At 66.7% G+C, this 21,455-nt stretch carries 25 protein-coding genes; 18 read left to right on the top strand and 7 right to left on the bottom strand.

What is annotated here, in order from left to right; all coding sequences use genetic code 11:
• The 4 genes from Rhe02_RS36505 to Rhe02_RS36490 form a co-directional block, all read right to left on the bottom strand.
• Positions 1-1,239, bottom strand: coding sequence for a PKD domain containing protein (locus Rhe02_RS36505; RefSeq protein WP_203913028.1), 1,239 nt, complete (start codon positions 1,237-1,239; stop codon positions 1-3).
• A 164-nt stretch (positions 1,240-1,403) separates the two neighbouring features.
• Entirely contained in the window at positions 1,404-1,796 is a 393-nt protein-coding gene (locus tag Rhe02_RS36500) for a globin (protein WP_203913027.1), read from the bottom strand.
• Positions 1,797-1,916: 120 nt separating this feature from the next.
• Complete coding sequence (locus Rhe02_RS36495; protein ID WP_203913026.1) at positions 1,917-3,236, bottom strand: MFS transporter; 1,320 nt, start codon at positions 3,234-3,236, stop codon at positions 1,917-1,919.
• Between the two features lie 130 nt (positions 3,237-3,366).
• Positions 3,367-4,365 carry a mechanosensitive ion channel family protein gene (locus Rhe02_RS36490; protein WP_203913025.1) on the bottom strand — a complete coding sequence of 333 codons (999 nt, stop codon included), beginning with the start codon at positions 4,363-4,365 and terminating at the stop codon, positions 3,367-3,369.
• Positions 4,366-4,521: 156 nt separating this feature from the next.
• Here Rhe02_RS36490 and Rhe02_RS36485 point away from each other — a divergent pair, with 156 nt between their 5' ends.
• Complete coding sequence (locus tag Rhe02_RS36485; RefSeq protein WP_203913024.1) at positions 4,522-5,034, top strand: HNH endonuclease; 513 nt, start codon at positions 4,522-4,524, stop codon at positions 5,032-5,034.
• A 4-nt stretch (positions 5,035-5,038) separates the two neighbouring features.
• Here Rhe02_RS36485 and Rhe02_RS36480 read toward each other — a convergent pair whose 3' ends face one another.
• Both Rhe02_RS36480 and Rhe02_RS36475 read right to left on the bottom strand, forming a co-directional pair.
• Complete coding sequence (locus tag Rhe02_RS36480) at positions 5,039-5,653, bottom strand: class F sortase (RefSeq protein ID WP_239124277.1); 615 nt, start codon at positions 5,651-5,653, stop codon at positions 5,039-5,041.
• Entirely contained in the window at positions 5,640-6,143 is a 504-nt protein-coding gene (locus Rhe02_RS36475) for a hypothetical protein (RefSeq protein WP_203913023.1), read from the bottom strand. Before Rhe02_RS36475 ends, Rhe02_RS36480 begins: the two co-directional genes overlap by 14 nt.
• Positions 6,144-6,238: 95 nt before the next feature.
• Between Rhe02_RS36475 and kynU the strand changes: the two genes are divergently transcribed.
• The 14 genes from kynU to Rhe02_RS36410 are packed head-to-tail and all read left to right on the top strand — an operon-like array spanning position 6,239 to position 16,991.
• Positions 6,239-7,447 carry a kynureninase gene (gene kynU, locus Rhe02_RS36470; RefSeq protein WP_203913022.1) on the top strand — a complete coding sequence of 403 codons (1,209 nt, stop codon included), beginning with the start codon at positions 6,239-6,241 and terminating at the stop codon, positions 7,445-7,447.
• Positions 7,438-8,760 carry an FAD-dependent oxidoreductase gene (locus Rhe02_RS36465; RefSeq protein WP_203913021.1) on the top strand — a complete coding sequence of 441 codons (1,323 nt, stop codon included), beginning with the start codon at positions 7,438-7,440 and terminating at the stop codon, positions 8,758-8,760. The genes kynU and Rhe02_RS36465 overlap by 10 nt, the downstream gene beginning before the upstream one ends.
• Positions 8,757-8,882, top strand: a complete 126-nt coding sequence (locus Rhe02_RS50650) for a hypothetical protein (RefSeq protein WP_275412673.1) — start codon at positions 8,757-8,759, stop codon at positions 8,880-8,882. Before Rhe02_RS36465 ends, Rhe02_RS50650 begins: the two co-directional genes overlap by 4 nt.
• 23 nt (positions 8,883-8,905) lie before the next feature.
• Complete coding sequence (locus Rhe02_RS36460; RefSeq protein ID WP_203913059.1) at positions 8,906-10,390, top strand: 2-hydroxymuconic semialdehyde dehydrogenase; 1,485 nt, start codon at positions 8,906-8,908, stop codon at positions 10,388-10,390.
• A complete protein-coding gene (locus tag Rhe02_RS36455; RefSeq protein WP_203913020.1) occupies positions 10,387-11,160 on the top strand; it encodes a 2-keto-4-pentenoate hydratase in 774 nt (257 codons plus the stop codon). Before Rhe02_RS36460 ends, Rhe02_RS36455 begins: the two co-directional genes overlap by 4 nt.
• Positions 11,157-12,101: an acetaldehyde dehydrogenase (acetylating) gene (locus tag Rhe02_RS36450; protein WP_275412672.1), complete on the top strand. Its 945-nt coding sequence runs from the start codon at positions 11,157-11,159 to the stop codon at positions 12,099-12,101. The genes Rhe02_RS36455 and Rhe02_RS36450 overlap by 4 nt, the downstream gene beginning before the upstream one ends.
• Positions 12,098-13,105, top strand: coding sequence for a 4-hydroxy-2-oxovalerate aldolase (gene dmpG, locus Rhe02_RS36445; protein WP_203913019.1), 1,008 nt, complete (start codon positions 12,098-12,100; stop codon positions 13,103-13,105). The genes Rhe02_RS36450 and dmpG overlap by 4 nt, the downstream gene beginning before the upstream one ends.
• The gene (locus tag Rhe02_RS36440; protein WP_203913018.1) at positions 13,098-13,808 is read left to right on the top strand and encodes a 2-keto-4-pentenoate hydratase; all 711 of its coding nucleotides are present in this window, start codon (positions 13,098-13,100) and stop codon (positions 13,806-13,808) included. The genes dmpG and Rhe02_RS36440 overlap by 8 nt, the downstream gene beginning before the upstream one ends.
• Positions 13,805-14,206 (top strand): RidA family protein, encoded by a 402-nt coding sequence (locus Rhe02_RS36435; RefSeq protein WP_203913017.1) that lies wholly within the window; start codon positions 13,805-13,807, stop codon positions 14,204-14,206. Before Rhe02_RS36440 ends, Rhe02_RS36435 begins: the two co-directional genes overlap by 4 nt.
• Positions 14,206-14,721, top strand: a complete 516-nt coding sequence (locus Rhe02_RS36430) for a 3-hydroxyanthranilate 3,4-dioxygenase (RefSeq protein ID WP_203913016.1) — start codon at positions 14,206-14,208, stop codon at positions 14,719-14,721. Before Rhe02_RS36435 ends, Rhe02_RS36430 begins: the two co-directional genes overlap by 1 nt.
• Positions 14,721-15,731, top strand: coding sequence for an amidohydrolase family protein (locus Rhe02_RS36425; protein ID WP_203913015.1), 1,011 nt, complete (start codon positions 14,721-14,723; stop codon positions 15,729-15,731). Before Rhe02_RS36430 ends, Rhe02_RS36425 begins: the two co-directional genes overlap by 1 nt.
• On the top strand, positions 15,697-16,347 hold the full coding sequence (locus Rhe02_RS36420) for an alpha/beta hydrolase (protein ID WP_239124276.1): 651 nt from the start codon (positions 15,697-15,699) through the stop codon (positions 16,345-16,347). Before Rhe02_RS36425 ends, Rhe02_RS36420 begins: the two co-directional genes overlap by 35 nt.
• 28 nt (positions 16,348-16,375) lie before the next feature.
• Entirely contained in the window at positions 16,376-16,615 is a 240-nt protein-coding gene (gene ctaJ, locus Rhe02_RS36415; RefSeq protein WP_203913013.1) for an aa3-type cytochrome oxidase subunit CtaJ, read from the top strand.
• A complete protein-coding gene (locus Rhe02_RS36410; RefSeq protein WP_203913012.1) occupies positions 16,602-16,991 on the top strand; it encodes a DUF5130 family protein in 390 nt (129 codons plus the stop codon). The genes ctaJ and Rhe02_RS36410 overlap by 14 nt, the downstream gene beginning before the upstream one ends.
• A 51-nt stretch (positions 16,992-17,042) precedes the next feature.
• Here the strand turns inward: Rhe02_RS36410 and pepN are convergent, their stop codons facing one another.
• A complete protein-coding gene (pepN, locus tag Rhe02_RS36405) occupies positions 17,043-19,586 on the bottom strand; it encodes an aminopeptidase N (RefSeq protein WP_203913057.1) in 2,544 nt (847 codons plus the stop codon).
• A gap of 86 nt (positions 19,587-19,672) precedes the next feature.
• Here pepN and Rhe02_RS50645 point away from each other — a divergent pair, with 86 nt between their 5' ends.
• From Rhe02_RS50645 to Rhe02_RS36395, 3 genes are read left to right on the top strand one after another with little or no spacing between them, the layout of a single operon-like run.
• Positions 19,673-19,795: a hypothetical protein gene (locus Rhe02_RS50645; protein WP_275412671.1), complete on the top strand. Its 123-nt coding sequence runs from the start codon at positions 19,673-19,675 to the stop codon at positions 19,793-19,795.
• 11 nt (positions 19,796-19,806) lie between these two features.
• The gene (locus tag Rhe02_RS36400; RefSeq protein ID WP_203913011.1) at positions 19,807-20,934 is read left to right on the top strand and encodes a DUF1015 family protein; all 1,128 of its coding nucleotides are present in this window, start codon (positions 19,807-19,809) and stop codon (positions 20,932-20,934) included.
• 12 nt (positions 20,935-20,946) lie between these two features.
• A complete protein-coding gene (locus Rhe02_RS36395; RefSeq protein ID WP_203913010.1) occupies positions 20,947-21,399 on the top strand; it encodes a ribose-5-phosphate isomerase in 453 nt (150 codons plus the stop codon).
• The last annotated feature ends 56 nt before the right edge of the window (positions 21,400-21,455 follow it).

Raw genomic sequence — 21,455 nt, 5'->3', positions numbered from 1 at the left:
CTAGTAGGGAAACATGCCGATCCGGCCGTGGTATTCGCGGGCGAGCACGTCGGTGTCCGAGCCGACGAACAGCCCGCGATCAGTGAGCGCAAATGCCCGTACGCCCACGCCACGGCTCCGGGTCGGGTTCCAATCGGTGGCCCGTCCGGTGACCGGGTCGATGGAAGCCAGGCCCACCCGGTTCACCGCGCCCGGGCCCGCCGACTCGTGGCCCTCCGGGTTGTCCATCCATCGCTGGTGCCCGCCGACATAGACCGTCTGCGGCCCGACCTCGACGGCGTAGAGCGAGTCCCCGCCGGTGTGGTTGACCCAGGTCGGCTGCTGCGGCCCGGACCGGTAGGTCTCGAAGCGGGCCGCCACATCACACATGCTGGTGGGGCTGCTTGACCGGCCGGTGGTCACGATGACGAAGTAGTCGCCGGCGGGGGAGAAGTCCACGGCCCGCATGTAGGTGTCGAAGCCCTCCCGGCACTTCGGCTTGAAGACCTCGGTCGACCAGCCCGACAGCGTGGCGCGGCCGGTAGTCAGGTCGAACATGGCCGCCTGCGTCCGCTCGTCCGATCCGGCCTGCGTGATCGCGCCCACGGCCATGAGCCGGTCACCGGCCGGGGAAACGGCGATGTCCTCCACCTTCACCCGCCCGATCTCCTTGGCCGACAGCTTCGCGTCGAAACGCGGGTCGACCGCGCCGGTCACCCCGTCCAGGCGGGCCAGGCCGACCCGGCTGATCCCGTTCACCTTGCCGAAGGTGCCACCGATGAAAAGGCCCGCCGGGGTGGCCTGGATGCCGCGGACGTCGCCCCAATCCAGCCCGGCCCGGAACCTGTCCACCGGCCAGCCCGATTCCAGATCCAGCTGGGTGATGCCACGCTGGCGGCGGTCGGCCACGTACTCGAACCTGCCGCCGACGTAGACGGTGTTGTCCGGCCCCGGTTCCAGCGCCATCACCGGGCCGTCGAGGTACGGCTCGAAGGGCAGCACCTCGCCCGTGGAGAGGCTGAACGCGAACAGGTACCACCGCTCGTAGGTCGCGTCGCCCTCGCTGTCGCTGACCGTGGTGAAATCGCCGCCCACCACCACCGTGTCGCCCACCACGGCGATCGCGCGGATGTCGCCGTCGAGCACATGCGGCGTCCAGTCCACGGGATCGGCGGTCACCTGCGACCCGCCGGACGAGGCAGCGGCAGGAGCGGCGAACGCCAGCAGAGCGGTCAACGAAGCCACAAGCAAACGGCGCATACCGTATGTAACGATCAACCCACCGTCGCAGCGCTTCGCTACCCCTCGGAGTTCACCGTGCTGAGCTGCCGGTTCATGGTGAACTCCGTCGCAGCGCTTCGCTACTGCTCGGAGTTGACCATGCTGAGCTGCCGGTTCATGGTGAACTCCGTCGCAGCGCTTCGCTACTGCTCGGAGTTGACCATGAATAGCGCAGCACGCTCCAGGTAGTCCCAGAGCATCTTGTCCAGCTCTGGGCTCAGCTCCAGGATGTCGACCGCGTGGCGCATGTGCTTGAGCCACGCCTCGCGCTCGGCGTGGGTGATCCGGAAGGGCGCGTGGCGCTGGCGCAGGCGCGGGTGTCCGCGCTCCTGCGAGTAGGTGTTCGGCCCGCCCCAGTATTGGATGAGGAACTTGCGCAGCCGGTCGTTGGCCGGGCCGAGGTCCTCTTCGGGGTAGAGCGGTCGCAACAGCGGATCGGACGCCACGCCGGCGTAGAACTCGTCCACGAGAATGCGGAACGTGTCCTCGCCGCCTAGGGCGGCGTAATAGTCGGCTGGGGTGAGTTGATCCGTCACCCGCCAAGGTTAACGCCTAGCGGCGCCTCGGCCGGCTCCCACCGGCCTGCGGCCGGGTCCGCCCGGTTCGTTAGCGCCTGGCGGCGCCTCGGCCGGCTCCCACCGGCCTGCGGCCGGGCACTAGCCGGCGGCGGGGGCCTCGTTGATGAGGCGGGCGCGCTCGATGGCGGTGGCGAAGCCGTCTTTGTTCGGCCACAGCAGGACTGCGGTGAGGGCCATCACGATGATGCCGACGATGCTCCACAAGCCGATCACCACCGGCAGTTTGCTGGCCGGTTGGGCCATCCAGCCAGCCGCGATGATCGAGAACCCTTGGATCAGCTGCATTCCGCTTTGCACGACGCCGAAAGCCCGTGCGCGGTGGGTGTTTGGCAGGGCTTGCACGAAAAGCCCGTTGGCGGCCGGGAGCACGCCCGCGATGCAGAAGCCGAGCCCGACTCCCATGGCGCACACCAGGGCCAGCGGTGGGTGGAAGATGGAGGGGATCAGGGTGGCGGGGGCGCAGATGGCCAGCGGCCGGATGAGGGCACGCCTTCGGGTGGGGCTGACCAGCCGCCCGACGATCAATCCGCCGAGGATGAACCCGACCGCCGGGGATAACATGATCAAGCCTTGGTAGAGGCCCCTTTCGGCGGGGCTGCTGGGGTTAAGGCTGTCCGCCCAGACCACGCCCAGCCCTTCGGGCAGCGCTCCGAACAACATGCCCGAGAAGATGAGCAGGGTGATCGCGCGTAGCGCCGGGGTGCCGAACACCATCGAGAAGCCTTCGCCGGTCTCGCGCAGAATGTTGCGGCGCTCGCCCGCGACCGTCGCCGGACGGTGCTTGACGAACAGGGCGAGCAGAATCGCCGAGAGGCCGAAGGTCGCCGAGTCGATCAGGATGGCGGCGCGGGGGTTGATCGCGGCGAGCACGCCGCCGGTGAGGTAACCCGAAAGCTGGGCGGCCTGGCCGAAGCTGATCTGCAGGGAAAGGCCCACCACCAGCTTGTCGCCGGGCAGCAGCGTGGCCAGCAGCGACGATCGTGATGCGTCGTAGGGCGGATTGCCAAGGGCGGTAAGGAAAAGCAGGCCGATGATGACCGGGATCGGCAGACCGGGAAGGGCCACCAGCGCGATGCACATCATGCGGGCAAGGTCGCTGACGATCATCACGGTGCGTTTGGGCAGCCGGTCGGCAAGCGCGGTGAGCACGGGACCCATCAGCAGCCACGGGGCGAAGCTGATGGCGAAGGTGGCGGCCGCGGCCGCGGCCGAGCCGGTCTGGGCGAAAACGAGAGACGTTACCGCGATCTTGGCAAGATAATCGCCCACCCACGACAGCACGGTTGCAGCAAAAACAGCCCTGTACTCCTTGCTCGCGAAGACCTCTCCATAGGTGGCGGTTCGCTCTTCGCTCTGCGGATCCGGAGGGGTAGAGCTGGTGCTAACGGGGTGTGGCACCTCGACTATCCTCCATCGATCATTCTCGTTTCGGCTCGAGGAGGTCCGGCGCGGCGTTGCGCCAGAGGGTATCCCTCGTGTGGCTTCTCGTGGCGTGATTCTGCCCGATTGGCCGATGATGCGCTAGACCCTATGGTTGAGCTGATGAAGTGTCAGTCGGAACGGTCGGCCGAATGGCTCGCGCCGCTATCATCTGGGCCGAGATGCCTGAGGCTTCAAGGACCTCGGTGAGGCGACGGCGCAGTTCACGTTGCACTTCCCATTGACGTTCCGAACTGGTCTTGCAGGTCACCCGAATCACCGCGCCATCGACTGTTATCTGTTCGACGCCAAGCACCTGTGGTGGCTCGAGGAAGTCGGTGGCATGTTCCCCTTCGGCCACGTAGGAGTCGATACCTTCCCGTAATGCGGCCAAGGCCTCCTCGAGCGATCCGAAGCCGACCGGTACATCGATAATGATTTGCGCCCAGCCCTGGCTCTTGTTGCCGATCCGGATAATCTCTCCGTTGCGGACATACCAGAGCACGCCGCGGACGTCGCGAATGGTCACCGTGCGCAGCCCGACCGACTCGACGACGCCGACCGCCTCACCGGTGTCGATGACGTCGCCCACCCCATATTGGTCTTCCAGCAACATGAACAGGCCCGCGATGAGGTCCTTGACCAGAGTCTGCGCACCGAAGCCCAGCGCCACACCGACGATGCCGAGGCTGGTCAGCAGCGGCGCCAGGTTGAAGCCGAACACGTCGAGGATCATCAGGAAGGCCACCGCGAAGACGGCCGCGGTGACCATGCTCTTGAGCACCGAGCCGATGGCCGCGGCGCGCTGGCGGCGGCGCTCGGGGAAAAGGCTGGTGCTCGTGGTGACCGTCGGCATCTTTTCGCGCAGCGGCCGAAGGAAGGCCGGCACCTTGCCCTCGCCTGCTCGCGTCACAATCCTGTTGATGGTGTGGTTGAGTAGGGCCCGCACCACGATCGCGATGACCAGGATGAGCACCACCCGGCTGGGCTGAACCAGCAAGTAGTAGCCGCCATCGGCGAGCCAGCCCGCGCCTGTGCGCTCATAGAGCCACTGGCAGATTTTGTCCTGTTGGCCGGTCGTGTCATTGGTGCACTGGTCGAACCGCATAGCTAGTTGTTACCGCATCGGCGGTCGAAGGCAAGAGTTGGCCCCATAGACATCCGCGACAAAAGCCAATATTCATCGGCGCGCTGCCAATTTGTGGGTGCAATAACGGTATCAATCAGGGACGATGGTCCCTAGCCGTGCAGGAAGGTGAAGCTGATGCCTGACATACGACGCTCAACGTCCTCCGTAGCGTTGCTTCTCAACGCGACCTACGAGCCGCTGTGTGTCGTGTCAGTGCGAAGAGCCGCGATCCTTGTCCTTTCCGGAAAGGCGACCTGTGTCGCCGACGGCGATGGCGTGCTGCACAGCGCCCGTCACGCTGTCCCGGTGCCGCTGGTGATTCGGCTCACCAAGTATGTGCGAGTTCCCTATCGAGCGCACGTCGGCCTGTCGCGCCGCGCCATATTCGCCCGCGACGGCGGGCGCTGCGTCTACTGCCAGGCCGCGGCGGAGACCATAGACCACGTCCATCCGCGCTCCAAGGGAGGAGCGCACTCGTGGGACAACGTGGTAGCGGCCTGCGCCAGGTGCAACCACCACAAAGGAGACAAGACGCTACCCGAGCTCGGGTGGCGTCTTTCTGTCAAACCGGCGCCGCCGCATGGTGCGGTGTGGCGGGTGCTGGGCCACCGCGTGCCCGATCCGCGTTGGGCCGACTGGCTCAACTGAGGCGTCAAGCCTTGCGCGACTCGATCAGACTCGCGAAAACGATGACGTTGTCGGCGTATCCGGTGCTGCCGCCCACCCAGTTGCCGCCACAGGTAATCAGGCGCAGGCCGGGGCGCGTGAAGTCCTGATAGACGCGCGGGACGGGCAGCACCTCCTTGCCGAACTGCTCGACCGAGTTCACCTCGAAGATGGCGACTGTCCTATCCCGTCGAACTATCTCGATGCGCTGACCGGGGGAGAGTTCACGCAGTCGATGGAACACGGCCGGTTTGTCCTTGGTGTCGACATGCCCCACGATGATCGCCGGCCCGTACTGTCCCGGGCTCGGGCCCTCCCTGTACCAGCCCGCCTCGTTGCGCAGATGAAGCGCGGGCGTGGCGATGGTCCCGTCGGGCTCCTGCCCGACCGCGTGCACCGGGGCGGAGACGCCGATGGACGGGATGTTGATGCGCGTCGGCGGGCTCGGGTCGAGCACCGGAAACGGCCCGGCGGGCGCCTTGGCGGGCGGTTTGAACATGTCCGCCAAGGAGAAGCCGTGCCGCTGCCCCAGGCCGAGCCCGACCGCGAAGAGCCCGCCCAGGACGATCACCACCGCCAGAAAGCGGCTAGGCCTGAACACGGCGGCGGCGAGCCACGAAGAACAGCAGGACGCCTGCGCCCGCCACCGCGGCGCCGGCCCCGATCATCGGGGTGCCGGAGGTGCTTGAGGTGGCCAGGAATCCGCCGCCGGTGTGCGGGCCGTGCGACTGCACGGCGTAGTTCACGACGTTGAGCGTGGTGACCGCGCCCTGCTGGCTCGGGCACTTCAGGGTCACCTTGTAGGCGCCCGCTTTGGTGTTGGAGGGCACGGTCGCGGTACCGCGGATGTAGTACTTGTTGGTCTGGGGGTCCTGGCGGGGCGTGATGGTCACCACCCCGAAGGCGTCGGAGCTGACCGTCACCGGGTTGACGGTGTCGCCGCAGTAGGCGTCGATTTCGACCTGGAAACCGGCCTGGATGGTGCTCGGTGTGATCCGGAGGTACTCACCGTCGGCTCGGGCCGCCGCGGGCACCGCCACCGCGCCCGCGAGGCCGAGCGCTAGGACGGTAGCTCGTAGTACAGACCGCATCATTCCCCCTTAAAAGGACGTCTAATGCTGAAAGCATCTCATTAGGTCTGATGACCCCGAGTCCGAAACGTGAAAAACAAAGTTAAGGTTGCAGCGTGTCGCTCAATGAAGACGACGCCAGGCGGCTTGATGAGGCCGACCCGGGTCACCGTGATCTCTTCTACGTGCCGCCTGCCGAGGGCGGGCGCTATCCGGAAGTTGCCTATATGGCAGGCAACTCCCTAGGCCTGCAACCCCGCGCGACCCGAGCCGAGCTGCTCGAGGATCTCGACGCGTGGGCGCAGCTGGGCGTGGAGGGCCATCTCGATGCGAAGCGCCCGTGGCTGCCGTATCACGAGCTGCTGACCGAGCCGGCCGCGCGCCTGGTGGGGGCGCTGCCGACGGAAACCGTGATCATGAATTCGCTGACGGTCAACCTGCACCTGCTGATGGTGTCGTTCTATCGGCCGACGCCGGGCCGCGACCGCATCCTCGTCGAGGACACCGCCTTTCCCTCCGATTCCTATGCTGTACGAAGCCAAGCGCGCTTCCACGGCCTGGACCCGGACACCGCCGTGGCCCGGGTGGAGCCGGGAAGGATCGCCGAGTTCCTTGAGCGGGAAGGGGATTCCGTCGCGCTCGTCCTGCTCGGTGGGGTCAACTACCTCACCGGCGAGCTGATGGACATCCCCGCGCTCACCACGCTCGGCCACAGCAAGGGCGCGATCGTCGGCTGGGACCTCGCCCACGCGGCCGGCAACGTGCCGCTCAGCCTGCACGAGTGGGGGGTCGACTTCGCCGCCTGGTGCTCCTACAAGTACCTCAACTCGGGTCCGGGCGCGCTGGCCGGCGCCTTTGTCCACGAGCGGCACCTCGACCGCGCTGACCTGCAGCGCTTCGAAGGCTGGTGGAGCACGGATCCGGCGACCCGGTTCAAGATGGCGCCGGTGGCCACGCCGCTGCCGGTGGCGGACGCGTGGCAGATCTCCAACCCGCCGATCTTCGCGATGGGCCCGGTGCGCACCTCGCTGGAGATCTTCGACCGGGTGGGCATGTCCGCGCTCAGGCAACGCAGCGAACGCCTGACCGGCTTCCTCGCCGACCTGCTCGACAGCTTCGAGGTGGTGACGCCGGCCAACCGCGGGTGCCAGCTGTCTGTGCGCGTGGCCGGCGGAGCCGGCGAGCTGTCGCGCAGGCTGCGCTTCGAGCACGGCGTCGTCGCCGACGCCCGGGAGCCCGACATCATGCGGCTGGCGCCGGTGCCGCTCTATTCGTCCTATCACGACTGTTGGCGCGCGGCGGAAGCGTTGAGGGCATGTCTATGAAAAAGGTGGCAATAGTCGGGGCTGGGCTGGCCGGATGTCTGCTCGCCTGCTTCCTGACCCGGCGTGGCTACGCCGTCGAGCTTTACGAGCGCCGGCCCGATCCGCGTTCGGGCAAGGCCGAGCGTGGGCGCTCGATCAACCTGGCCCTCAGCGAGCGCGGCCTGGATGCGTTGCGCCGCATCGGTCTCGATCAGCAGGTGATGAAGGACGCGCTGCCCATGAAGGGCCGGATGATCCATCCGATCTCGGGTGAGCTGGACTTCCAGCAGTACAGCGCCGACGGCGAGCGCGCCATCAACTCGATCGGCCGCGGCGCGCTCAACAACGCGCTGCTCGACGCGACCGACGCCCGGATCCACTTCGACAAGAAGCTCGTCTGGCTCAACGCCGCCACCGGCCAGATGCGTTTCGAGGACGGCAGCACGGCCAAGGCCGACATCGTCATCGGCGCGGACGGCGCTGGTTCGGCTGTGCGCGGGCAACTGCTTGACCAGGGCCTGCTGCAGGAGAGCCTCGATTTTCTCGACTACGGCTACAAGGAGCTGACGATCCCCGCCGCCGCCGACGGCGGATGGGTGCTCGACCCGGCCGCGCTGCACATCTGGCCGCGCGGCAAATCCATGATGATCGCGCTGCCGAACCCGGACAAGTCCTTTACCTGCACGCTTTTCTGGCCCAACGGGGGCACGGCGAGCTTCGCGTCGCTGACCAGCCCGGCGGCGATCATGCGGCACTTCGAGCGGAACTATCCCGATGTGCCACCGATCGCGCCCACCCTCGTCGAGGACTATCAGCACAACCCGGTGGGGCTGCTGGGCACGGTCCGCTGCTCACCGTGGCATGCGAGCGGGCGGGTGCTGCTGCTGGGCGACGCGGCGCATGCGATCGTCCCGTTCTACGGCCAGGGTGCCAACGCGGCTTTCGAGGACGTGGTCGAGCTTGACCGCTGCCTCGACGCGACCGGCGACGACTGGGCGGCGACGCTGCGGATGTTCCAGGAAAGACGCCAGGCCAACTCCGAGGCGATCGCCCAGATGGCATTGGCGAACTTCGTTGAGATGCGTGACAAGGTTGCCTCGCCTGTGTTTCAGGCTCAGAAAAAGTTAGAACACGTTCTAGAAAGGGCTCTGCCCGGCCGGTATGTTTCGCGGTATGAGCTGGTGTCGTTCTCGACCACCCCCTACGCCGACGTGCAGCGCCGCGTGCGCCGCCAGCAGCAGATCCTCGGCAGCGTGCTGGGCGTCGGGGTGCTAGCCGCCGGGGCGTTGGTCACCGCTGCCCTGCGCAGCCTCACCAGGCGCGGCAACCGATGACCGCGCCAAGCACCGCCGCGCTAGGCAAGGCCGCGGTGCCACACGCCGCCGCGCTGGGCAAGGCCGCGGTGGGCAAGGCCGCAGTGGGCGGGGCGGCGGGGGAGAGAGGGGATGCGCGATGAGTGAGTTGTGGCATCCGGGGTTGATGTCGGGGCGGCCGCAGGGTGTGCCGGGGGTGCTGCGGAACTTTGTCGCTGGGTCCTTTGTGGACGGTGGCGGCAAGTCGTTTGCCAAGGTGAGCCCGGTGACCGGGGAGCAGCTGTTCGAGGTGGACGAGGCCGACGCGGGCATCGTGGACGCGGCCGTTCAGGCGGCTCGGGCGGCGTTGCGCGGGCCCTGGGGCGCGATGTCGGATCAGGAGCGCGCGGCCGTGTTGCGGCGGGTCGCCGACGAGCTGGAGCGGCGCTTCGATGATCTGGTGGCCGCCGAGGTCGCCGACACCGGCAAGTCGATCTCGCAGGCGCGCACGCTGGACATCCCGCGGGGGGCCGCCAACTTCCGCGCTTTTGCCGACATCGTCACCACCACGCCGACCGAGAGCTTCATGACGACGACCGCCGATGGGCGCAAGGCGCTCAACTACGCCGTGCGCAAGCCGGTCGGGGTGGTCGCCATCGTCGTGCCGTGGAACCTTCCCCTGCTGCTGCTCACCTGGAAGGTGGCGCCCGCCCTCGCGTGCGGGAACGCGGTGGTGGTCAAACCGTCGGAGGAGACCCCCTCCTCGGCCACGGTGCTGGCCGAGGCGATGCAGGCGGCCGGGGTACCCGAAGGAGTCTTCAATCTGGTGCACGGCTTCGGCCCAGACTCGGCCGGGGAGTTCCTGACCAGGCACCCGCAGGTCGATGCGATCACGTTCACCGGCGAGTCGGCCACCGGAAGCGCGATCATGCGCGCCGCTTCCGACGGGGTGAAGGCGGTCTCCTTCGAGCTGGGCGGCAAGAACGCCGGGCTCGTCTTCGCCGACGCTGACCTGGAGGCGGCGGTGGCCGGTTCGGTGCGCTCGAGCTTCACCAACGGCGGCCAGGTTTGCCTGTGCACAGAGCGGCTTTACGTGCAGCGGCCGATCTTTGACGAGTTCGCGTCGCGGCTGGCGCAGGCGGCTGGCGCGCTCACGTTTGGCTGGCCGCAGGATGAGGCGACGATGAACATGCCGCTGATTTCCAAGCAGCACAGGGAAAAGGTGCTGGGCTATTACGCCCTGGCGCGCGAGGAGGGGGCGAGCGTGCTCACCGGCGGTGGCGTCCCGCAGTTCGGGGATGCTCGCGACGGCGGTGCCTACGTGCAGCCCACTGTCCTGACCGGACTGTCGCAGTCGGCCCGGACCAACCGCGAGGAGATTTTCGGGCCCGTGGTGAGCCTGATGCCTTTCGACACCGAGGAAGAGGCTTTCGTCCTCGCCAACGACAGCGAGTACGGGCTCGCGTCGTCGGTGTGGACGCGCGATGTCGGGCGGGCACACCGGGCCGGGGCACGGCTGGAGGCCGGTCTGGTCTGGGTCAACACCTGGTTCCTGCGCGACCTGCGCACCCCGTTCGGCGGCGTGAAGGCCTCCGGCGTGGGCCGCGAGGGCGGCGTGCATTCGCTTGCGTTCTACTCCGAATTGACCAACGTCTGCGTGGAGCTTTCATGAAAGAGCTGCTGGCCGCCTACGACTCGGGTGTGCCCATCCCTCCGCTTCGCGAGCGGATGATCGAAGTGGGCGACATCGAGGCCGCCTACGCCGTGCAGAAGGAGATGACCGAGCACTGGCTGGCCCAGGGCCGGAGGCTGGTGGGCGCGAAGATCGGGTTGACGAACCCTGCCGTGCAAGGGGTTTTCGGCGTGTACCAGCCCGACTTCGGGGTGCTCTTCGCCGACATGGCGGTGCCCGACGGCGACACGGTCGACCTGGCCCGGCTGATCCAGCCGAAGGTGGAAGCGGAGATCGCGTTTGTGCTCGGCGAGGATCTGCCGAACAAGGAAAGCACGTCGGTGGATGTGATGAGCGCGGTGGACTATCTGCTTCCCGCCATCGAGATCGTGGACTCGCGCATCACCGACTGGGACATCTCCATTGTGGACACTGTCGCCGACAACGCCTCCAGCGGCCTCTACGTGCTGGGCACGAGCCCGGTCGCGCTCAAGGAGGTTGACCTGAGGCTGTGCGGGATGGTGCTCGAACACGCGGGAGAGCCGGTCTCGGTCGGCGCGGGCGCGGCGTGCCTGGGCAACCCGCTGAACGCGGTGACCTGGCTGGCCCGCACGCTGGCCCGGATGGGGTCGCCGTTGCGGGCGGGCGATGTCGTGCTCTCCGGAGCGCTCGGCCCGATGGTCACCGTCACTCCGGGCGCGGTCTATGAGGCGCGCATAGCCGGGCTGGGCAGTGTCCGCGTTGGCTTTTCGAAGAAGGAGGCGTCATGAAAGCAGACCAGGACCTCACCCGTCGGCCCGCCGACACCGCGGAGCCTCCAAGGGAGAGCTCCAAGTCTGCTGGTGTCGCGATCATTGGATCGGGCAACATCGGCACCGATCTGATGTTCAAGGTGATGCGCCTTTCGGAGACGCTGCGCATGGTGGCGATGGTCGGCATCGACCCGGAATCGGATGGGCTGGCCCGCGCGGCGCGCCTGGGCGTGGCCACGACCTCCGACGGTGTCGACGGCTTGCTCGCGATGCCGGAGTACGAACAGGTCGAGGTGGTTTTCGACGCGACCTCGGCCAAGGCCCATATCGCCAACGCGGAAAAGCTGAAAGACAAGATCGTGGTGGACATGACGCCGGCGGCGATCGGGCCGTATGTCATTCCGCCGGTCAACCTCGACGAGCACATGGGCGCGCGCAACGTGAACATGGTTTCCTGCGGCGGCCAGGCCACGGTGCCGATTGTGGCCGCGGTGGGCGCGGTGTCACCCGTGTCCTACGGCGAAATCGTGGCCTCTATTTCGTCTCGGTCGGCTGGGCCTGGTACCCGAGCAAACATCGACGAATTCACCGAGACCACCGCTCGGGCGATCGAGGTGGTGGGCGGAGCCGCGAAAGGCAAAGCGATTATCGTGCTGAATCCGGCTGAGCCGCCGCTGCTGATGCGCGACACCATCTACTGCCTGTGCCCCGATCTCGACGCCGATCAGGCGGCCATCTCAAAATCGGTGCAGGACATGGTGTCCGCGGTTCAGGAATACGTGCCCGGCTACCGGCTCAAGCAGGAAGTCCAGTTCGACACCACCGAGCATGGGCTGCAAGTGTCTGTGTTCCTTGAGGTTTCGGGTGCGGGCCACTATCTGCCGGCCTACGCGGGCAACCTCGACATCATGACTTCTGCTGCTTTGCGTACCGGAGAACGGCTGGTGGCGTTGCGATGACTACAGACATCTATGTGCAGGACGTGACTTTGCGCGATGGCATGCACGCCATTCGCCACCAATACACCGTCGGCCAGGTGCGGGAAATCACCGCCGCGCTCGACGCCGCCGGCGTGGCCGCCATCGAGGTCGCGCACGGCGACGGCCTGGCCGGTTCGAGTCTCAACTACGGCATCGGCAAAGCCACCGACCACGAGTGGATTTCGGCCGCGGCGGAGGTCATCAAGAATGCCAAGCTGACCACGCTCATCCTGCCCGGCATCGCCACCATCAAAGACCTTCGCGCGGCGCGAGACCTTGGCGTGCAAAGCGTCCGGGTGGCCACCCACTGCACCGAGGCCGACATCTCGGCCCAGCACATCGGCTGGGCGCGGGAGAACGGCATGGACGTCAGCGGCTTCCTGATGATGTCGCACATGAACGACCCGGCGGGCCTCGCGAAACAGGCCAAGCTGATGGAATCGTATGGGGCGCACTGCGTTTACGTGACCGACTCGGGCGGCCGGCTGCTGATGCACGACGTGGCCGAACGCGTCGACGCCTACAAGCAGATACTCGATTCCGAAACCCAGGTCGGAATCCACGCCCACCACAACCTTTCGCTGGGCGTGGCCAACTCTGTGGTGGCGGTGGAGCACGGCACCTATCGCGTGGACGCCTCGCTCGCGGGGATGGGCGCCGGGGCGGGCAATGCCCCGCTTGAGGTGTTCGCTGCGGTGGCCGATCTGATGGGCTGGAAGCACGGCTGTGACGTCTTCAAGCTCATGGACGCCGCCGACGAGATGGTGCGGCCGCTGCAGGACAGGCCGGTGCAGGTCGATCGCGAGACGTTGACGCTGGGCTACGCGGGCGTCTACGGCAGTTTCCTTCGCCACGCGGAGCGGGCGTCGGCCAAATACGGCGTGGACGCGCGGTCGATCCTGATGGAATTGGGAAGACGCCGGATGGTGGGCGGACAAGAAGATATGATCGTCGATGTGGCATTGGATCTGAAGAATGGCTGACCCGGCCGCGCTGCTCGATGAGGCGGCGCTGAACGCGAAGGCGATCCCGCAGCTGGATCTGGAGACCGTGGACGAAGGTTACGCGGTGCAGGAGACGCTGCTTGCCCGCCGCTGGGCGCGCGGGGAGCGGCTCGTCGGCTACAAGATGGGCCTGACCAGCAAGGCGAAGATGGCTCAGGTGGGCGTCAACGAGGTGATCTTCGGGCGGCTCACCGACGCGATGCAGGTGCCCGACGGCGGAAGCGTGGACGTGGCGCGCTTCATCCACCCGCGGGTTGAGCCGGAGGTGGCGTTTCTGCTGCGCGACGGTGACATCGTCGCGGTGGCCGCCGCCCTCGAGCTGATCGACTCGCGTTACGCCGACTTCAAGTTCACGCTGCCCGACGTCATCGCCGACAACACCTCCGGCGCGGCTTTCACCGTTGGGGCATGGCACCCGGTTCCGGTGGGCATCGACAACCTCGGTGTGCTGCTGGAGATCGATGGCAAGGTGGTACAGGTGGGCTCGACCGCCGCGATCCTCGGCGACCCGCGCCGGGCCTGGCGCGACGGCGTCGCGCTGGCCGCCCGCCACGGCGTCGAGATGTCCGACGGCATCCTGCTGGCGGGCGCGGCCACTGCCGCCGTCCCGCTCGCGCCCGGCGCGCATGTCCGCACCGTGGTGCAAAGCCTTGGCACAGCATCGCTCAGAGCCCTGCCATGACCACCCAGCTGGTGACCCCGCGGGGGCGGTTCCCGCATGTGCGGGTGGTCAACGGGTTTGCATTTGTGTCGGGGACGTCGAGTCGCCGTCCGGACAACACGATCGCGGGGGCTTCGGCCGACGCGATGGGGACGACCTCACTGGACATCCGCGAGCAGACCCGTGCGGTCATCGAGAACATTCGCACCATCCTGCACACGGTCGGGGCCGACCTGTCCGACCTCGTACAGATAACCACCTATCTGGTCAACATGAATGACTTCGGCGGATACAACGAGGTCTACGGCACCTACTTCGACTTCAGCGGGCCGACCCGCACCACCGTCGCGGTGCACCAGCTGCCGCACCCGCACCTGCTGATCGAAATGCAAGCGATCGCTGTCGTAAGGGAGAAGTGATGGACAACCCGATCAGTTTCCCGGATTGGCTGGGCGAGAACCAGCATCTGCTCAAGCCGCCGGTCGGCAACAAGCAGATGTTCCCCACCGGTGACGACTTCATCGTGATGATTGTGGGCGGCCCCAACGCGCGCACCGACTTTCACGTCGATCCCTACGAGGAGTACTTCTACCAGATCAAGGGCAACATGCACGTCAAGGTGATGACGGCGACCGGGCCGCAGGACGTGCACATCACCGAGGGCTCGATGTGGGTGCTGCCGCGCAACACCCCGCACTCGCCGCAACGCCCTGAGCCCGGCTCGGTAGGCCTTGTCGTGGAACGGGTTCGCGAGCCGGGGACGCTGGAGAAGTTCCAGTGGTACTGCCAGAACTGCAACAATCTCGTGCACGAAGTTGAGCTGCAGGTCACCAGCATCGTCGACGACCTTCCGCCGGTGTTCCAAGCCTTCTACGCCGACGAGGCCGCCCGCACCTGCGCCCGCTGCGGCACGCTGCATCCCGGGAAAGGCTGATGGCCACACCGGTTATCGACGTCCACACCCACGTCGTGCCCAAGGCGTGGCCGCGCCTGGAGGGCGTGCCGTGGCTCCGCCTGGACTCCGAGCGCGAGGCCATGATTATGGTGGGGGAGAACGAGTTCCGGGCCATCGGCGCGCAATGCTGGGACTCGTTCACGCGGCTGGCCGACATGACCGACGACGGGGTCGACGTTCAGGTCATCTCGCCGACACCGGTTTTCTTCTGCTACGACCGTCCACCGCAGCTGGCCGCGAAGGTTTCCCAAATCTTCAACGACCTCACCCTGTCTCTCGCGCAGGGGGCGCCTGAGCGTTTGATTCCTTTTTGCCAGGTACCACTTCAGGATCCGGATCTGGCCTGCGAGGAGCTGGATCGTTCGCGCGCCAACGGCCACGCCGGCGTCGAGATCGGTAACCATGTCGGGGACGCCGACCTCGACGACGAGAAGATCGTGCAGTTCCTCCAGCATTGCGCGGCGACCGGCACGCCGGTTTTCGTCCATCCCTGGGACATGACGGGCAGCCCCCGGGTCAACCGCTGGATGGCACAGTGGCTCACCGGCATGCCCGCCGAGACGCATCTGTCGATCCTGGCGCTGATCCTGGGCGGCGTTTTCGACCGCATCCCCGCCACGCTGAAGATCTGCTTCGCGCACGGGGGAGGAAGTTTCCCGTTCTGGCTGGGGCGGGCGGACAACGCTTGGCACAAGCGCAATGACGTGGTGCGAGGGGCGTCACAGCATCCACCGAGCCATTACGTGAACCGGTTCATGGTGGACACCGTGGTCTTCGATCCGCCTTCGCTTCGCCTGCTCGTCGACGTGATGGGGGAGGACAGGGTGATGCTCGGCAGCGACTACCCCTATCCGCTGGGCGAGCGGCCGGTCGGGCAGGTGGTGCGCTCCTCGGAGTTCCTCAGCGCGGCGCAGCGGGAAAAACTGCTTGGCGGCAATGCGTTAGAGTTCCTTGGTGATCACCGAAGACCGCTCGATTCTCGACCTTGAAGCGCCTGCCCCGGATCTGGCGCTACCCGACGCGGATGTCTACTTTGGAGATCCAGCGCGGCCGGTGGTGATGCTTCTGCACGGCGGGTTCTGGCGTCCGGAATACGACAGGATTCATCTGCGGCCGATGGCGGTGGCCCTGCGCGATCTCGGCTGGCCGGTCTATTCGGCCGAGTTCCGGCGCGAGCCGGGCAATCCTGTAGCCACGGTGCAGGACGTTCGAGCCGCTTTCGAGGCGATCAACCGGGACGTCATCGTGGTCGGGCATTCGGCCGGCGGGCATCTCGCGCTGCTTCTGGACGCGCCGAAGACGATCGCGCTGGCGCCGGTGGCCGATCTCACCATGGCCCGTGACCTCGACTTGGACAACAACGCAGTCAACGACTTCCTCGGTTCGCATTCCCAGCACGACTTCGAGCCGCGGGCGCAGCAGGCGGTTCTGGTGCACGGGATTGAGGACGAGGTGGTTCCCTACCCGGTATCCCAGGCCTACCACGCTCGCTACCCGTCGACGCGTCTCGTGCCGCTTCCGGACACAGGGCATTTCGCCCTGATCGACCCGAGAAGCGACGCTTGGCCCATCGTGATCCAGGAGCTGGATCGGCTGCTAGCGTGAAGGTGTGTCATACCCAGATGCTCAGGACTTGCTGATCTTCGTCGGCATTCCGCTTGCGGTGATTGCGCTAATATTCGCGTTGGTCTACCTATCGGGCTCCCGGTCGGCCAAGCGGTACCGGCCCGGGCGCGACTACACCTACGCGCCCGTGTGGTTCCTGGCCAAGCCGGAGTCAGACGGGCCATCGACCTCACCCGCCAATGAACTGACGGCGGCGTCGTCGCCGATCCACCCGGGCCTGACAGGAGGAGCAAGTGACCGCTGGTAACCAGGAGGTCCTCGAAGGCCCCTTCACCACCCGCCAGCTGCTTCGCATCGACGAAGCGCTGCGCGCGGCGGACGGGTCCACGGGACTGACCTTTTCCGTCTACGTCGGCGAGATCCTCGAGCCGGTAAAGGAAGGCGCGGAGAAGCTGCACGGCACCCTGGCCAACCCGGGCAGCTCGGTGCTGGTGGCCGTCTCCCCGGCGCAGCGCCAGCTGGAGATCATCACCGGGTCCACCGCTCGGAAGCGTCTCGCCGACCGCGACTGCAAGCTGGCCGCGTTGTCCATGGCTGCCGCGTTCAGCGGGGGAGACTTGGCCGGTGGCATCGTCTCCGGCCTGGCCCAGCTAGCCGACCACGCCGGCAAGCCGCTCACCTAGCAAACGGCGCCCGCCACTGGACGGTGGCGGGCGCCGTACTTCTGCTTCGGGTCAGGCTGCGGCGTCGCGGGCGCGTGCCTTGAGGGCGCGCATGACCCGATCATTGCCCTCGGCGACCAGCCGCCTCAGCGGAGCCGGATGGCCCTCCTCGGCGAGCCAGGCTTGTGCCGCGGCGACGGTCTCCTCCGACACCTGGTACATCGGGTAGGCGAGCATGAGGAAGTCCTGCCCCGGCTCGCTGTCGCGAATCTTCCACACGTTGGCCACCTCGGCGAAGAACTTCGGCATGAACGGCGCCGTGAGTTCGACCTGCGCGGGATGCTGGAAGCCGAGAATGAGCGCCCGGTTCCGGGAGTTCACGATGTCCGGATCGGTGGTCATCTCCGTCCACACCGCCTCCTTGGAGGCCGAGGTGGGGATCAGCGAGGTCGCCATGGCCGAGCCGATGTCGCCGGAGGCCGTCCTGTCCGAGGCGTGCTCGAGCTCGATCACCTCGGGCTCGATCGCGCCGGTCGCGACCAGTGCCTGGACCAGTTGCCAGCGCAGCTCGCCGGCGATGGCCACCCCGGCCGGTACGTCCACATCGGACATCCAGTTCTTCAGCGTTGCCAAGTCTTCCGACGATCGGGCAGCGCCAATGAAGGTGCGAACCCACGCCAGCTGGAACCCGCTTCCCGGCTCCGCGTCGAGCATCGCCTGCCGCGCCGTCTTGGCCAGCAGCGCCCATCCGGTGGCGCTCCAATCCGGGTGGCTGTACTGGGACAGCACCGCGGCGAGCTGGCGAAGCGTGGTGGTGACCAGGTTGATGTCACGCTCGGCGGGCAGCGAGGAGGTGACGAGCTTGACGTAGTCGCGCGCCGCCATCTCCGCATCGCGCACCATGTCCCAGGCCGCGGCCCAGCACAGGGCACGGGGAAGCGAGGACTCGAAAGCGCTCAGGTGGCCCACCACGGTGGACAGCGACCTGTCGTCGAGGCGCAGCTTCGCGTACGACAGGTCATCATCGTTGAGCAGCAAGACATCCGGTGCCTTGACTCCGATGAGCGCGTCGACGGCGGTGCGCGGGCCGGCGACATCGATGTCAAGGCGGTCGCGCCGGACCAGTCTGCCATCCACGAGATCGTAGAGGCCGACGCCGATGCGGTGCGGGCGCAGAGTCGGATAGTCCTCGGGGGCTTCCTGGATGACCTCCACCGACGAGTACGTCCCGTCCTCCGCGATCGAGACGGCCGGGCGAAGCGTGTTGACCTGAGCCGTTTCCAGCCAGGCGGCCGCGAAGACGCCTAGCTCACGTCCGGAGGCCCGCTCCAGCGCACCGAGCAGGTCGGTGAAGGTGGCGTTGCCCCAGGCGTGGTCGGCGAAGTATTGGCGCAGACCGGTGACGAAGGCCTCGATCCCCACGTAGGCGACGAGCTGCTTGATGACGCTGGCGCCCTTGGCGTAGGTGATGCCGTCGAAGTTCACCTCGACCGCGTCGACATCGGGCATCTCGCAGTAGACCGGGTGGGTGCTGGAGAGCTGATCCTGGCCGTAGCCCCAGTTCTTGCGCAGCGAAAGGAAGGTCGTCCACGCGTCGGAGAAGCGGGTGGCTTCCGCGTTGCACCAGTGGGAGGCCCACTCGGCGAACGATTCGTTGAGCCACAGGTCGTCCCACCACCGCATGGTCACCAGGTCGCCGAACCACATGTGCGCCAGCTCGTGCAGGATCGTGTTGGCCCGCTGCTCGCGCTCGAAATCGGTGACGGCGGAGCGATAGATGTAGGCCGCGTCGGCATGCGTGACACAGCCGAAGTTCTCCATCGCGCCGGCGTTGAACTCCGGTACCCACAACTGGTCATATTTGGCCAATGGATAGCGGACACCGAATTGGGATTGGAAGAAGTCGAAGCCCTGCTTGGTGATTTCGAAAAGTTCTTCCGGCTCAAGGTATTCGGCCATGGAGGCGCGGCAGAAGACACCGAGGTCCACTCCGTCGTGCATGGTCCGCTGCTCGTGGTAGGGACCGGCGCAGATGGCGGTCACGTAGGTGGACATCTTGGCGGACTGTTCAAAGTGGACAGTCTTGTCCAGGACGTTGTCGTCGACCCGCTCGATCGGCGAGTTCGACACCACCTTCCAGTGATTGGGAACGCGGGCGTGCCAGGTGTAAACCGCCTTCAGGTCGGGCTGGTCGAAGCAGGCGAAGGCGCGCTGGGCGTCGTTGGTCTCGAACTGGCTGTAGAGGTAAACCTCCTTGTCCGCCGGATCGATCGCCCGGTGCAGGCCCTGTCCCGAAGAGGAGAACGGGAACGCGGCCTCGACCACGAGGGTGTTGTCGGCCGCGAGGTTGGGCAGCTTGAGCCCGTCATCGGCGCTCCAGTCACCAAGGTCCAGCTCCACGCCGTTGAGCGTGGCACGCCGCACCGCGGTCGCCGCAACCTCGATGAAGGTGCTGGCGCCCGGCTCGGTCGCGCTGAACCGGACGGTGGTCACGCAAGCGAAGCTGCCGGCGCCGGGATTTCCTGAGCCGTCAGTCAGGTCCAACGCGATGTCATATGAGTTCACGTCCAGCAGCCGAGCCCTTTCGACGGCTTCGGCCTGGGCGAGGTTGTGTATACCGGTCACGAGAAGGAAGTCTTTCATATCTACGGCCAAGTGCCGAGCGCCGTCACTTGACCATGGCATAGCGAGTTGTCTGATACATGAATGACACCATCGAGCTACCCATTGACATTCCGCTGGAAGCCATCGACGAATGTCTCGGTGAGATCTACTTCTGGTTCGACGGAGAGGCCATGGCGTCGGCCCGGGTGGGCGCCGAGTAGCGTTAGCTCGCGTGACCGTTGTACATGCGATCCCCTCCGCCTGGCTGACCACCGGCGGAACCGGCGCCCAGAACTATGACGAGTTCGCCGATGACGCCGAGATCACCGAGATCATCTCTGCCAACCCGCGCTCCGCGCTCGCGATCGAAATGCCGCACAAAGCGCCCGACAGCCTAGGCAAAACGTTTGAACAATCGCTTCAAGACGCTGTAAATCGGCTGGCTCAGGCAAAAGCGGACGGTGCTTATGCGCCGTTCCAGGACGTCGTTGTCCTCTATCGCATTTCCGACCGCGATCAGACGTCTTATGGACTCTGGGCCATGGTCGACACCGACCAGATCTCGGCCAGCGCGGACGAGCCCGGTTTGATCATCCGTAACGAGGATGTCTTTCCGGAGAAGGTACGTGAGCGGGTCGCTCTAGCAGAGGCGCTCGGCCACCTGCTGTCGCCGGTGCTGCTGCTGCAGACCGGCCGCGGCGACGAGCTGCACGCCGCGCTGGCGCAGGCGTGCCAGGAGGCGGGCGAACCCCAGGCCGCCGACGTCGACCCGGCCGGGCGCACCCATGAGATCTGGCCGGTGCCCCCGGGCGAGCTGGCCGACCGCCTGGCCGGGCTGGCCGGTGGCGGCGACCTGGTAGTGGCCGACGGCAATCACCGCAGCCTGGCCGCGCAAACCGGTGGGCTGCAACGGTTCCTGGCTGTCATCACCACCCCGGCCTCGGTGCGCATCGACCCCTACAACCGGCTGGTGCGCGAGGTGCTGCTGCCCGACATCGCGCCGGGCGATCGCCTCCGGGTCTACTCGCGCGCTGGGATGCGTGCAGTGGCGCTGCCGGATGATCCAGCACTGGGTTTCGTGGACAACATGGATCACGCGCTCGTGGAGCGGGCACTGCTGGGCGGCATGCTCGGTCTGGAGCCGGGGGACAAACGCATCACCTACGTCGGCGGCGACTACCCGGAGTCCTGGCTGATGGCCGAGGTCGACGAAGGACGGGCCGATCTCGCGATCCTCATCGACCCGGTCACGGTGCCCGACTTCATCCAGGTCAACCTTGACCGGCAGAAGATGCCCCGCAAGAGCACCTGGTTCACGCCGAAGGCGCGGGCCGGTCTCGTCCTTGCCCAGCTGGCCTGAAAGGATCACCGCATGCGGGTTTACGTAGGCGCGGATCACGCCGGTTTCGAGCTGAAAGCGCATCTGGTCGGAGCTTTGGCCGCCAAGGGTTACGACGTCGTCGATGTGGGAGCCACCCACTACGACCCGGAGGACGACTATCCGCGGTTCTGCATCGACGCCGCCACCCGGGTGGTCGCCGAGCCGGGAAGCCTCGGCGTGGTGATCGGCGGCTCGGGCAACGGTGAGCAGATCGCCTCGAACAAGGTGATCGGAGCGCGAGCCGCGCTGGCCTGGAACCTGGAGACCGCGAAACTGGCCCGCATGCACAACGACGCCAACCTGGTGGGCATCGGCGCCCGCCAGCACAGCAACCAGGAGGCGACCGAAATCGTGCTCGCCTTCCTGGCCACCCCCTTCTCAGGCGAAGACCGCCACGCCCGCCGCATCGACCAGATCGCCGCCTACGAAAAGCGCGCCGACTAAACGCCGCACGTCCCCCGTAGCGCGCGCCCAGCCGAAAGCATTGCCGCGCCGGTGTC

This window comes from Rhizocola hellebori (assembly GCF_016862955.1).
Taxonomy (GTDB): domain Bacteria; phylum Actinomycetota; class Actinomycetes; order Mycobacteriales; family Micromonosporaceae; genus Rhizocola; species Rhizocola hellebori.
This window is presented reverse-complemented; position numbering and strand designations above follow the sequence as displayed.

Bases quoted from the DNA above. Each gene is read 5' to 3' on its own strand.
- Rhe02_RS36465 (WP_203913021.1), top strand. From the start codon at position 7,438: ATGTCTATGAAAAAGGTGGCAATAGTCGGGGCTGGGCTGGCCGGATGT.
- Rhe02_RS36450 (WP_275412672.1), top strand. From the start codon at position 11,157: ATGAAAGCAGACCAGGACCTCACCCGTCGGCCCGCCGACACCGCGGAG.
- Rhe02_RS36490 (WP_203913025.1), bottom strand. From the start codon at position 4,365: ATGCGGTTCGACCAGTGCACCAATGACACGACCGGCCAACAGGACAAA.
- Rhe02_RS36475 (WP_203913023.1), bottom strand. From the start codon at position 6,143: ATGCGGTCTGTACTACGAGCTACCGTCCTAGCGCTCGGCCTCGCGGGC.
- dmpG (WP_203913019.1), top strand. From the start codon at position 12,098: ATGACTACAGACATCTATGTGCAGGACGTGACTTTGCGCGATGGCATG.
- Rhe02_RS36460 (WP_203913059.1), top strand. From the start codon at position 8,906: ATGTCGGGGCGGCCGCAGGGTGTGCCGGGGGTGCTGCGGAACTTTGTC.
- Rhe02_RS36455 (WP_203913020.1), top strand. From the start codon at position 10,387: ATGAAAGAGCTGCTGGCCGCCTACGACTCGGGTGTGCCCATCCCTCCG.
- Rhe02_RS50645 (WP_275412671.1), top strand. From the start codon at position 19,673: ATGAATGACACCATCGAGCTACCCATTGACATTCCGCTGGAAGCCATC.
- Rhe02_RS36440 (WP_203913018.1), top strand. From the start codon at position 13,098: ATGGCTGACCCGGCCGCGCTGCTCGATGAGGCGGCGCTGAACGCGAAG.
- Rhe02_RS36425 (WP_203913015.1), top strand. From the start codon at position 14,721: ATGGCCACACCGGTTATCGACGTCCACACCCACGTCGTGCCCAAGGCG.
- Rhe02_RS36505 (WP_203913028.1), bottom strand. From the start codon at position 1,239: ATGCGCCGTTTGCTTGTGGCTTCGTTGACCGCTCTGCTGGCGTTCGCC.
- Rhe02_RS36435 (WP_203913017.1), top strand. From the start codon at position 13,805: ATGACCACCCAGCTGGTGACCCCGCGGGGGCGGTTCCCGCATGTGCGG.
- Rhe02_RS36395 (WP_203913010.1), top strand. From the start codon at position 20,947: ATGCGGGTTTACGTAGGCGCGGATCACGCCGGTTTCGAGCTGAAAGCG.
- Rhe02_RS50650 (WP_275412673.1), top strand. From the start codon at position 8,757: ATGACCGCGCCAAGCACCGCCGCGCTAGGCAAGGCCGCGGTGCCACAC.
- Rhe02_RS36485 (WP_203913024.1), top strand. From the start codon at position 4,522: ATGCCTGACATACGACGCTCAACGTCCTCCGTAGCGTTGCTTCTCAAC.
- Rhe02_RS36430 (WP_203913016.1), top strand. From the start codon at position 14,206: ATGGACAACCCGATCAGTTTCCCGGATTGGCTGGGCGAGAACCAGCAT.